General features: G+C 67.7%; 13 protein-coding genes. 10 read left to right on the top strand and 3 right to left on the bottom strand.

Annotation, left to right across the window (positions count from 1 at the left end; all coding sequences use genetic code 11):
• From J7346_RS13415 to J7346_RS13460, 10 genes are all read left to right on the top strand, one after another.
• A partial coding sequence (locus J7346_RS13415) for a Flp family type IVb pilin (RefSeq protein ID WP_209120502.1) occupies positions 1 to 152 on the top strand: 152 nt, incomplete at its 5' end.
• Between the two features lie 220 nt (positions 153 to 372).
• Positions 373 to 552: a Flp family type IVb pilin gene (locus J7346_RS13420; RefSeq protein WP_123288020.1), complete on the top strand. Its 180-nt coding sequence runs from the start codon at positions 373 to 375 to the stop codon at positions 550 to 552.
• A 117-nt stretch (positions 553 to 669) separates the two neighbouring features.
• Positions 670 to 1,185, top strand: a complete 516-nt coding sequence (locus J7346_RS13425; protein ID WP_209120479.1) for a prepilin peptidase — start codon at positions 670 to 672, stop codon at positions 1,183 to 1,185.
• A 118-nt stretch (positions 1,186 to 1,303) separates the two neighbouring features.
• A complete protein-coding gene (gene cpaB / locus J7346_RS13430) occupies positions 1,304 to 2,224 on the top strand; it encodes a Flp pilus assembly protein CpaB (RefSeq protein WP_209120480.1) in 921 nt (306 codons plus the stop codon).
• Positions 2,221 to 3,654 (top strand): type II and III secretion system protein family protein, encoded by a 1,434-nt coding sequence (locus tag J7346_RS13435; protein ID WP_209120481.1) that lies wholly within the window; start codon positions 2,221 to 2,223, stop codon positions 3,652 to 3,654. The genes cpaB and J7346_RS13435 overlap by 4 nt, the downstream gene beginning before the upstream one ends.
• 11 nt (positions 3,655 to 3,665) lie before the next feature.
• Entirely contained in the window at positions 3,666 to 4,343 is a 678-nt protein-coding gene (locus J7346_RS13440; protein WP_209120482.1) for a CpaD family pilus assembly lipoprotein, read from the top strand.
• A 7-nt stretch (positions 4,344 to 4,350) separates the two neighbouring features.
• The gene (locus J7346_RS13445) at positions 4,351 to 5,898 is read left to right on the top strand and encodes a cellulose synthase operon protein YhjQ/BcsQ (RefSeq protein WP_209120483.1); all 1,548 of its coding nucleotides are present in this window, start codon (positions 4,351 to 4,353) and stop codon (positions 5,896 to 5,898) included.
• A 200-nt stretch (positions 5,899 to 6,098) separates the two neighbouring features.
• Positions 6,099 to 7,547, top strand: a complete 1,449-nt coding sequence (locus tag J7346_RS13450; RefSeq protein ID WP_245157879.1) for a CpaF family protein — start codon at positions 6,099 to 6,101, stop codon at positions 7,545 to 7,547.
• Between the two features lie 5 nt (positions 7,548 to 7,552).
• Positions 7,553 to 8,527 (top strand): type II secretion system F family protein, encoded by a 975-nt coding sequence (locus J7346_RS13455; RefSeq protein ID WP_209120485.1) that lies wholly within the window; start codon positions 7,553 to 7,555, stop codon positions 8,525 to 8,527.
• Positions 8,528 to 8,540: 13 nt separating this feature from the next.
• Entirely contained in the window at positions 8,541 to 9,512 is a 972-nt protein-coding gene (locus tag J7346_RS13460; protein WP_209120486.1) for a type II secretion system F family protein, read from the top strand.
• Positions 9,513 to 9,525: 13 nt separating this feature from the next.
• Here the strand turns inward: J7346_RS13460 and J7346_RS13465 are convergent, their stop codons facing one another.
• The 3 genes from J7346_RS13465 to J7346_RS13475 are packed head-to-tail and all read right to left on the bottom strand — an operon-like array spanning position 9,526 to position 11,694.
• Positions 9,526 to 9,954: an SRPBCC domain-containing protein gene (locus J7346_RS13465; protein ID WP_209120487.1), complete on the bottom strand. Its 429-nt coding sequence runs from the start codon at positions 9,952 to 9,954 to the stop codon at positions 9,526 to 9,528.
• 46 nt (positions 9,955 to 10,000) lie between these two features.
• Entirely contained in the window at positions 10,001 to 11,272 is a 1,272-nt protein-coding gene (locus J7346_RS13470) for an MFS transporter (RefSeq protein WP_209120488.1), read from the bottom strand.
• Positions 11,273 to 11,292: 20 nt separating this feature from the next.
• On the bottom strand, positions 11,293 to 11,694 hold the full coding sequence (locus J7346_RS13475) for a (2Fe-2S) ferredoxin domain-containing protein (RefSeq protein WP_209120489.1): 402 nt from the start codon (positions 11,692 to 11,694) through the stop codon (positions 11,293 to 11,295).
• Positions 11,695 to 11,796: the final 102 nt, after the last annotated feature.

The raw sequence follows: 11,796 nt of genomic DNA on the forward strand, positions 1-11,796 counted from the left end.
AGGACGAATCCGGCGCCACGGCCATCGAGTACGGCCTGATCGCGGCCCTGATCGCCGTCGTCATCATCTCGGCCGTGACCGCGCTCGGCACGACCATCAAGACCAAGTTCAACGCCGTCGTGACCGGTATGGGCGGAACCGCCGGCGCCTAAGCCGACCGTCTTGAAAGCCGCAGAAGGGCCGGGGCAGCGATGCTCCGGCCCTTTTTGCTTGTGGACGGCCGTTGAATAAAATCAGAGTAAACGACCAAATAACCATTACTTTCGACAACCTCTTAACTCAGGCGCCCTAGGGTGATCGTGCAATCAGGGGGCCGCGCGGGCGACCGTCTCCCCCGTTTCTGCCCGCCAAGGACTGATCAAGAGGATATCCATGACCAAGTTCATCTCGCGTTTTGCCCAGGACGAATCCGGCGCCACGGCCATCGAGTACGGCCTGATCGCGGCCCTGATCGCCGTCGTCATCATCTCGGCCGTGACCGCGCTCGGCACGACCATCAAGACCAAGTTCAACGCCGTCGTGACCGGCATGGGCGGAACCGCCGGCGCCTAAGCCGACCGTCCTGAAAACCGCAGAGGGGCCGGGGCAGAGATGCTCCGGCCCTTTTTCGTTGCGCGCAGGCCGGGTCAGGAAACGTCGTTTTAACGCGTGGATGCCAAGGATGACAGCATGGACACACTGACCCTGACGCTTCTGGCCTGTCTGCCGGCCCTGGTCATCATCGCGGGCCTCAAGGACCTGACGTCGATGACCATTCCGAACTGGATCTCGCTGATCCTGATCGGAGCCTTCTTTCCCGCGGCCTGGGCCGTGGGACTGCCGCTGCCGACGGTCGCCGCCCATGTCGGTGTCGCATTGCTGGCCCTGTTTGTCGGCGCGGGCATGTTCGCCCTGCGCTGGATCGGCGGCGGGGATGCCAAGCTGATGGCGGCTTCCTGCCTGTGGCTGGGCGTGACCGGGTCGGGCTATTTCCTGCTGTGGACCGGCATCGCCGGGGGTCTGTTCTGTCTGGCCCTGATCTTTGCCCGCTTCCATGCGCGGCCGTATCTGTCGGGCGTGCCCGGCTGGGTGTCGGAGCTGATGCAGCCCAAGGGCGACATTCCCTATGGCGTGGCCATCGCGGCCGGGGCCCTGCTGGCCTATCCGGCCAGCACCATGGTCGAGCGGTTCGCCGCCGGCTTCTGAGCAAAAGGTCTTCCGGAATCCGCGTTTAGGGGTGCGTTAACTCCGACCCTCCATGGTCGTTAACGCTTGGGTGGTCTGACCTGTGATTCGGTCGGCCGCTCGCCGCTGGAGACCGTGGATGAAACCCGCCCGCATCATCGTGATCTGTGTCGCGGCCGTTTCTGCGATCGGCCTGGCGCTGGTCGTGCGCGCCATGGGTTCGTCCTCGGGACAGCCGACCACGCCCGCCGCCGCCGAGGCCCCCGCCGAACCCCAGGAACCCATGGCCAAGGTGCTGGTCGCGGCCCGCGATCTGGAGCCCGGCAGCCGACTGGCCGCCGCCGACATGGTCTGGAAGGACTGGGCGGTCAGCGCCGTGGACGCCAGCTATGTGACCGACGGCACCGTCCCCATCCCCTCGCAGGGCCAGGCCGCGCCGGTACGCGACAAGCCCGACGGCGCCGTCGCCCGGGTGGCGCGCGCAGCGACCGAAGTGGTGACCCAGGCCTCGAAATCGGACTTTGTCGGTTCGGTCGTGCGTGAACCCATTCTGGCCGGAGAGCCGATCGTCGCGCGCAAGGTCGTGCCGGCCGGCGACAGCGGCTATATGGCCGCCTATCTCGAGCCCGGCATGCGCGCCATGGCGATCCGCGTGACGGTCGAGACCGCCGCAGGCGGCTTCATCCTGCCTGGCGACCGGGTGGATGTGTTGCTCACCCGCGAGACGACGCTCGGCAATATGGGCGCCCAGGAAGGCGATCGGCCGCGCTTTACCTCCTCGACCGTGCTGGTCAACGTCAAGGTTCTGGCCATCGATCAGGCCACCCGCGTCTCGGACAATGAACAGGCCGTGGTCGGCGCCACCGCGACGCTGGAAGTCCGCCCCGGCGATGCCGAGGCCCTGGCGCTCGCCAAGTCGGAGGGCGAGCTGAGCCTGGTCCTGCGCTCCTATGCCGACACCGGCGGTCCCTCGGGCCGCACGGGCGCCGTGGCCACGGCGCAGGGCGGGTCGGTGCGGGTCTATCGCGGCGGCGAAACCGAAGTGGTGGTGGTCCAATGAGCCGTCTCACACAGATTGTCCGACAGGGGGCTGCGGCCCTCGTGGCCCTGTCCATGGTGGCGGTCGGCCTGCCCATGCCCGTGCAGACCGCGCAGGCGCAGAGCCGCGAAGTGGTGACCATGGGCACCGGCACCCGTCTGGTCAGCCTGCCGCGCGGCACGTCGATGGCCGTCGACCTGCCCAATGACGCGCGCGACGTTATCGTCTCCAATCCGGCCGTTGCCGAGGCGGTCCTGCACTCGCCGCGCCGCATCACCATCATCGGCCTGGCCCCGGGCGAGACAGACGCCGTCTTCCTCGATGCGGCCGGTCGCTCCATCCTGACCCTGCGGATCCGCGTCGATGCCGGCGTCAGCGCGCTTCAGGACACGCTCAGCCGCGTGCTGCCCGGAACGGATGTGCGGGCCGAGGCCGTCAATGACCGCATCCTGCTGACCGGCACGGTCTCCAGCCCCGGCGAGGCCGATCGCGTGACCCAGATCGCGGCAGCCTTCGTCGATGCGCCCGAGAAGATCATCAATATGATGACCATCACCGGTTCGGACCAGGTGATGGTGCGCGCCCGGGTGATCGAGGTGCAGCGCACTGCGGTCAAGCAGCTGGGCCTGGACGTGACTGCCATTCTGGACACGGTAGGCGACGGTCTGCAGCTTACCAATTCTGCCACCTTCGGCGTGTCCGGCAGCCAGCTGGGCGGCGGCAACCTGCGCTACACCGATGCCAACAACGACGGCGAGGGCATGACCGGCACTATCCGCGCCTTCGAGCGCGCGGGTCTGGTGCGCGTGCTGGCCGAACCCAATGCCACCTCGGTGTCGGGCGAGAATGCCGAATTCCTGGCCGGTGGCGAATTCCCCGTGCCGGTCGGGCGCGATGACCGCGGCAATATCCTGATCGAGTTCAAGCCCTACGGCGTGCGGCTGGCCTTCCGGCCGATCGTGCTGTCGGGCGGACGCATCTCGCTGCAACTGTCGACCGAGGTGTCGGAACTGACCACCTCGGGTGCCTTCACCCTGGGCGGGACCGCCGACAACGCACTGGTCATCCCGGCGCTGAACGTGCGTCGCGCCTCCTCGACCGTCGAACTGCCCTCGGGCGGATCGCTGATGATTGCCGGCCTGCTGCGTGAGGATACCCGCCAGAACCTGGACCAGCTGCCGGTGCTGGGTGACATCCCCGTGGCCGGCGGCCTGTTCCGCTCGCGGGACTATCTGTCGAACGAGACCGAGCTGGTGATCATTCTCGAGGCCTACATCGTCTCGCCGACCAGCCCCGACCGGCTGCAGACCCCGGCGGACGGGATCGCCATCGCGGGCGACGCCTCGACCCTGCTGTTCGGCCAGCTGACCCGCACCTACGGCCCGCCGCGTCAGACCGGCGACGAGGCCCCGGCCCGCTGGGTCGGCCCCGTCGGCTATGTGATCGAATGAGGACGGAGACGATGCCCCGCACCCCCCGCACCCTCGCTGTTCTCGCCGCTACTGCCGCGGCGCTGGCCCTGTCCGCCTGTGGCGGTTCGGGTGCCGGTGGCGTGCGCCCCCTGACGCCCGTCTCGCAGTACTACATGCAGGTCGAGCCCGGCATCGATCGCATCGCCCTGGCCGTTCACGATCAGGGGATGTCGGCCAACCAGTCGGCGGCCATCGATGCCATGGTCCAGCGCTACTGGGCCTCGGGCACCGGCGGCGTGTTCGTCCAGGCCCCCGGCATCGGCGATGCGGTGACGGCCGACATGGCCTGGTCGGTCCGCTCTGCCCTGATCGCGCGCGGGATTCCGGAAGGCCGGATCCGCATGGAGGGCTATGACGCGCCCGACCCCCGGGCGCCGGTGCTGATCGGCTTTGACACGGTGCAGGCCGTCATCCCGAACTGTGCGGCCGTGAACAGCGCGGGTCGCCCGCGCTACTCCAACGCCCCGTCGCCCGGCCTCGGTTGCGCGGTGACTGCCAATATGGCCGCCCAGATCGACGATCCGCGCGACATCGTGCGGCCGCGCGCCATGACGCCTGCGGACTCGGGCCGGGCCGCCGTCGTCTTCCAGAACTACCGGGCCGGCGAGCCCACCTCGGCCCCGCAGGACGAGCTGGTCAGCGGTCGTATCGCGCGAGCGGTGGAATAGGGGCCCGATGAACGCCGCAGCCTTTCCCCGACCTGAAGACGCCTTCGACGCGGATCTGGACGATGCCTTCGATCTGGACATGAGCTACGCGCGTCCGGGCGAGGCGGCGCCCGCGCCTGCTGCTCGGCCGTCGCATGAGCCGCTACAGTTCACTGCCCCGATCGGCAGCGAGCCGGGCGGTTTTCCGTCGACGCCTGCGCCGGCCGCCTTCCCGTCTGAGCCTGAGAGCTTCAATCCGGTGGGCGAACTGGTGGCCGGGGCCTCGGCCGCGCTCGCGCCCATCGAACCCGCCCTGCCCGAGGTCGCGTCGACGACCGGCTATGGCCAGCCTGATCCGTCGGGCGTGTCGATCCCGCGCATCGCTATCCATGTGTTCGCCGAGCGTCAGGACACGCTGGCCGCCGCCGACCGGGCGGGCAAGGACCGGCGCATGTCGCGCGCCACAACCCACATCCGCGTGGGCGGTATTCCGGCGGCCATCGAGACCTATGCGAACGAGCCGACCCCGCCGCTGATCATCGTCGAGTGCCTCAAGGACCCGCATTCCCTGCTGGCCGAGATCGACGCCCTGGCCGAGGTCTGCGACGCCGGCACCAAGGTGGTGGTGATCGGGGCCACCAACGACATCCTGCTGTTCCGCGAACTGATGCGCCGGGGGGTCAGCGAATATCTGGTCGCGCCGCTGCAGCCGCTGCAGCTGATCGCCGCGATCGGCGGACTGTTCTCGGACCCGGCCCAGCCGTTCGTCGGCCGCTCGATCGCCTTTGTCGGCGCGCGGGGCGGGACGGGGGCCTCCTCGGTCGCGCACAATACCGCCTATGCGATGAGCGAGCGGATCGGCGCCAATACGGTGATCGTCGACTACGACCTGCCGTTCGGCACCGCCGGACTGGACTTCAACCAGGACCCGCTGAACGGCGTGGCCGATGCGCTCAGCCAGCCGGACCGTCTGGACGCCACCCTGCTGGACCGGATGATGGTGCGCTGCACCGACAAGCTCAGCCTGTTCGCCGCGCCCGCCACGCTCGACACCGACTGGGACATCTCGGTCGAGGCCTTCGAGGAAGTCACCACCCGCATCCGCTCGACCGCTCCCTTCGTGGTGCTGGACCTGCCGCACATCTGGAGCGGCTGGATGCGTCGCAGCCTGATCTCGGCCGATGAGGTCGTTGTGGTCGCCACGCCCGATCTGGCGTCGCTGCGCAATGCGAAGAACATGATCGACCTGGTCCGTCAGGGCCGCCCCAATGACGCGCCGCCGCGGCTGGTGCTCAATCAGGTCGGCGTACCCGGACGTCCCGAGATTCCGGCCAAGGACTTTGGCGCGGCGCTGGGGGTCCACCCCAGTCTGGTCATTCCGTTCGAGCCCAAGGTGTTCGGCACGGCGGCCAACAACGGCCAGATGGTTCTGGACCTGAACGACAAGTCCAAATCCGCGGCCGCCTTCCAGACCCTGGCCCAGATCGTGTCGTGTCGGGAACTGCCGGTCGTCGCCGGGCCGAAGGCCAAGGCCAAGGGCGGCTCGCTGTTCGGCAATCTGTTCAAGAAGGGCTGACCGCTCCGGTGTTTGGCAAGCGCACACAGTCAGTGGCTCCGGGCGGTGCGGCTCCCGCTCAGCCCGCCCCTGCGCCTGCGCCCCAGCCGGCCGCCAAGGCGCCTCAGCCGGGCATCCAGACCGAGGCCTTCGCCTTCGGCTTTGACGGCGAAGACGCGCCGATGCCGCCCGCCTCCGACGCGGCGGCCCCGGCCGGCGGCATGGAGCAGGCGGATCGTCTGGAGGCTCTGGCCGCCCGGCCGAAGCCGCGACCAGACGCCCGCGTCGCATCGCCCGCGCCCGAAGCCCCCCGGCCCAGGGGCCCGGGACCGCGCGCCACCCCGGCCTTCGAACAGATGAAGAAGGTGCAGTCGGTCACGGAAATCGTCCGGGAGCAGTCCGACTATTACCACGCGACGAAGACCACCATCTTCAATGCGTTGATGAATACCATCGACCTGTCGCAACTGGCCCAGCTGGACCAGAAGGCGGCGTCGGAGGAAATCCGCGACATCGTTGCCGAACTGGTGGCGATCAAGAACGTCTCCATGTCGGTGGCCGAGCAGGAGCACCTGGTCCAGGACATCGTCAACGATGTGCTGGGCTATGGCCCGCTGGAGCCGCTGCTGGCCCGCGACGACATCGCCGACATCATGGTCAATGGCGCCGGCCGGGTGTTCATCGAGGTCGGCGGCAAGGTTCAGCTGACCAATGTCCGCTTCCGCGACAATGCCCAGCTGATGAACATCTGCCAGCGGATCGTGTCACAGGTCGGCCGTCGCGTGGATGAGTCCAGCCCCATCTGTGACGCCCGCCTGCCCGACGGCTCGCGCGTCAACGTCATCGCCCCGCCGCTGGCCATCGACGGCGCCACCCTGACGATCCGGAAGTTCAAGAAAGACAAGCTGACGATGAAGAATCTGGTGGAGTTCGCCTCCATCAGTCCCGAGGGCGCGCGCGTCCTGGGCGTCATCGGCGCGTCGCGATGCAATCTGGTCATCTCGGGCGGCACGGGCTCGGGCAAGACGACCCTGCTCAACACCCTGACGGCCTTCATCGACCCGACCGAACGGGTCATCACCTGCGAGGACGCGGCTGAACTGCAGCTGCAGCAGCCGCACGTGGTGCGCCTCGAAACGCGGCCGCCGAACCTTGAGGGCCAGGGCCAGATCACCATGCGCGATCTGGTCAAGAACTGTCTGCGGATGCGCCCCGAGCGGATCATCGTCGGTGAGGTCCGGGGCCCGGAGGCGTTCGACCTGCTGCAGGCCATGAACACCGGCCACGACGGATCAATGGGCACGCTGCACGCCAACAGCCCGCGCGAAGCGATCAGCCGGATGGAATCCATGATCACCATGGGCGGCTACGGCCTGCCGTCCAAGACCATTCGCGAGATGATCGTCGGCTCGGTCGATGTGATCATCCAGGCCGCCCGTCTGCGCGACGGCTCACGCCGCATCACCCACATCACCGAGGTGGTTGGTCTGGAGGGCGATGTGATCGTCACCCAGGACCTGTTCGTCTACGAGATCACCGGCGAGGATGAGAACGGCAAGATCATCGGCCGTCACCGCTCGACCGGCATCGCCCGTCCCCGCTTCTGGGATCGCGCCCGCTACTACGGCCTGGAGCGCGAGCTGGCCGAAGCCCTCGACGCGGCGGAGTAGGGCCGATGCTGGCACTTCTTGCGGCCGTTCTCGCCTTCGTCACCATCGGCTCGGTCGGCTGGGTGCTGGTCGGGGGCGATGACTCGAGCGCCCAGGCGGTCAAGCGCGCCCAGACCTTCGGCGGTCCCAGGGTCGACCAGACCCGCGCCAAGAAGGCCGCCGCCAATACGCCCGAGGCGCGCCGCAAGCAGATCGTCGACCAGCTGCAGGACGCCGAAAAGGCCCAACGCAAGGCGCGGATGACGTTGAAGGCCCGCATCCGCCATGCCGGGCTCAACATGAATGTCCGGACCTTCTGGATCTTCAGCGGCGGGCTGGGGGTCACGGCCCTGCTGATGAGCCTGCTGTTCGGGCTGAACATCCTGCTGGGCGTGGGCCTGGCCATGATCTTCGGACTGGGCCTGCCGCGCTGGGTGCTGTCCTTCCTCGCCAAGCGGCGCATGAAGAAATTCTCGAACCTGTTCGCTGACGCGGTCGATGTGATCGTGCGGGGCATCAAGTCGGGTCTGCCCGTCCACGACTGTTTCAAGATCATCGCGCGAGAGAGCCCGGCGCCGCTGGGGCCGGAGTTCCAGAAACTGGTCGAGGGACTGGGGGTCGGCATGACCCTCTCGGAAGCGCTCAACAAGATGTACGAGCGGATGCCGACGCCCGAGCTGAAGTTCTTCGCCATCGTCATGGCCATCCAGCAGAAGACCGGCGGCAACCTGGCCGAGGCGCTGAGCAATCTGTCATCCGTGCTGCGCGCGCGGCGGATGATGGGCGAGAAGATCAAGGCGCTGTCGTCGGAGGCCACGGCCTCGGCCGGCATCATCGGCTCGCTGCCGCCGGCGGTGATGATCCTCGTGACCCTGACCACACCGGCCTACATGATGCTGCTGTTCACCGACCCGCGCGGGCAGTTCATGCTGCTGGTCGCCGTCGCCATGATGACCATGGGCATCTTCGTCATGAAGAAGATGATCGCGTTCAAGTTCTGATGGACCGGCACCCATGATCCAGTTCCTGACCGATCCGCAGAACCTGCTGACCCTCGGCGTGGCCGTGGCGGCGTTCGCCACCGTCTTCACCCTGCTGTCGTCGATGGGCGGCGGCTCGGGCCTCGACAAGCGGATGAAGGCGGTCGCCGCCCGCCGCGAGGAGCTGAAGCGCCGGTCGCGCCAGGCCATCGCCAGCCAGGGGTCGAGCCTTCGCCAGTCGGACGAGGGCTTCAAGAAGCGCGTCGTCGACCAGCTGAACCTGACCAAGCTTCTGGAAGACCCCAAGGTCGCCGAGAAGATGACCCAGGCCGGCTATCGCGGGCCGAAGCCGCTGACGACCTTCTACTTCTTCCGCTTCTCGACGCCGTTCATCTTCATGGCGGTGGTGGCCTTCTACCTGTTCATCTTCAACGACTTCGGCCTGCCCTTCATGACCCGGATCACCGCCGTGATGGCGGCGGCCGTGGCGGGCTTCTATGCGCCCAACCTCTATCTCTCGAACCGGATTTCCAAGCGCCGCACCTCGATCATGCAGGCCTTTCCCGACGCGTTGGACCTGCTGCTGATCTGCGTGGAGTCGGGCATGTCGATCGAGGCGGCCGTGCAAAAGGTCAGTCAGGAGATCGGCGCTTCCTCGATCGATCTGGCAGAGGAACTGACTCTACTGTCGGCCGAGCTCAGCTATCTGCCCGATCGCCGCATGGCCTATGAGGGCCTGTCAAAGCGCACCAACCATCCGGGCATCCGTTCGGTCGCCACGGCCATGACCCAGGCGGAGACCTATGGCACGCCGCTGGGCGCCGCGCTCCGGACCATGGCCAAGGAAAACCGCGAGCTGCGCCTGTCCGCCGCCGAGAAGAAGGCTGCGGCCCTGCCGGCCAAGCTGACCGTGCCGATGATCCTGTTCTTCCTGCCGGTGCTGTTCATCGTCATCCTGACGCCGGCCATCATCAACATTCAGGACACGATGGCGGCCGGCGGCTAGGTCGCCCGCCGCGTCAGGACTCGGCCAGCGCCTTCAGCCGGTCGCACATGTCCGTCAGACCATGCCGGATCGACTTCCTGTGCCGATCCATGAACAGCTCGGCGCGCAGGCCCTGGAACAGCATGCCGGTCGCGAGGATGCACGAGCCCTTGTCGAGCTCCTCAATCTCGAAATAGCGCACGGTGGTGAACAGCCAGCCGCGCTTCTCGACCCAGATCAGCTGGGCGAGGGGCTGCCATTCCGTCACGCGCGCTTCGACCTTGCGGGGGGCCATGTCGGGCCAGGTCTCGGTCAGGGAAAAGGCGCCGCCGAAGGCCAGCTGACCCTCGACTTCGGTCTCATGGGTGTTCCAGCGGGACCAGTGGGGGAAGTCCACCAGAATGTCCCACAGATGGTCGGCGGTGGCCCGGATCCCCACCCGTTGTTCGATACGTGTGTCCATGACCGGCATGTGCCACGAGATGCGCGGCCTGACTATCCCGAAGCGGTCAGCGGTTGCCCTCGGGCCCGGGCTGGGAGGCGGGGGCAGTATCCGGCGGCGGGGTCTCGTCCCGATCCGGCAGATCGACAGGGCCTGTCCGGAGAACCGGGCTGAGGAAACAGCCTGCCAGCGCCAGCGCGCCCAGCAGGACATTGAACAGGAAGGGGGCAGCCTCCATCAGTTCGTAGAGGCCCACGCCGATGATGGGCGGTGCCAGAAAGCTCAGGCCCGCCAGCGACATCATCAGGCCCGCGACGGCGCCCTGCTCATGCGGCCCGACCGAGAGGGAGGATCCTGCCGTAAAGCCGGGGCGGGCAAAGCCGACCCCCATCGACACCACGGCATAGCCGACCACCACCCCGAAGAAGCCGGGCGAGGCGATACTCATCGCATTGCCGATGAGGGCCAGTGCCGCGCCCCAGCGCAGCAGGTCGCGGGGCTCCATCCGGAGCATGGGGATCAGGCCCCACTGGACCATCAGGGTCGCGGCCGCCCCTGCCAGCATGGCCACGCCGATGAAGGGCTGGGCCTGGGCCGGTGCCAGCCCTTCAATCGCCAGCTCGTCGATAACGTGAAAGCCGAGGACCGAGATGTTGATGGCCTGCACGGCCATCAGGGCGATGCCGTACAGAAGATAATCCTTGATGCGCGGATCCCGCCACAGGCCGCGTCCGGGATCGCGCAGCCGGTCGGTCGGCTGGCGCACGACATCGCCGCTGGGCAGATAGCGCCAGACCGCCCACAGCACGACCGCCCCCATGGTGGCAAAGGCATACATGGGACCCGCCAGTCCCACGAGCGGCAGAACGAAGAAGGGGGCCAGCGCCGGGCCGATCACCGTGCCGAGCCCCTGGGCCGAGGCCAGCCAGCTCATCGCCTGGGTCCGCTGGGCGGGACTGGTACGGTCGGCGACATAGGCCTGGGAGGCTATGGGCGCGGCCGAGCCGAACAGGCCGTAGACGGTGCGAGCCACCACCATCAGCGAGAAGGCGACGACCGCCAGAAGCCAGCCCTCCAGCCCCGCCGTGGCCGCCAGACCGAAGCCGCTCATCGAGACGACGAAGCCGCCCAGCCCGATCAGGATGACGCGTTTCCGACCCAGGCGGTCCGACAGCCGCGCCCAGACCGGCGAGGTCAGGGTCCACATCAGGGCCGAGATGGCAAAGGCCCCGGCCACCAGGGTGTCGGACAGTTCGAACGCCCGCCCCAGAGCCGGCAGCACCGACTGCAGTGCCATATTGCCGGCCGCCGCGATCAGGCTGACCGCGAACAGAAGCATGAAGGTGGGGCTCTTGAGGTTCACCCGGTCTCGATAGGCCCGGACGCCGGGGTCTGACCAGAGGCGGGCCCGGCGGAGGGATCACTTCGTGTCGCCGCAGATTTCCGCCGGCGGCCGTCCGACAGGTTCAGGCCGTCGCGAATTTCGGTGAGGTCGGTGCCGGGCGCGATGACCAGCAGCTTCTCGGGCGTGCGCGCATTGGTGGCGACCACGGCCCCCTTGGGACACAGGTCGAAACAGCCGGTCTCGACCACGGCCACGCGGGCCTTCAGCCCCTTGCCCGGCTTCAGCCAGCGCTTTAGCGCCTTCCTGAGGCTGCGGTCCTGATCCGGGCCAAAACCCTTGCGCTTCAGCTTCTTCGTGCATTTGCGGCAGACCAGAACCACGTCCTGCCACTCGGTCTTCGCGGTCTTGATGGGCATGGCGCTCCAGATTGGTCGGGCCCCCGGCTTGTGCAAGCCGCGCCGAGGGCACAGCATGGCCTGAGGCAGGGAGGCTGAGGATGATCCGATACCTGAAACGCA

It is taken from the genome of Brevundimonas sp. A19_0, from assembly GCF_017744255.1.
Lineage (GTDB): Bacteria > Pseudomonadota > Alphaproteobacteria > Caulobacterales > Caulobacteraceae > Brevundimonas.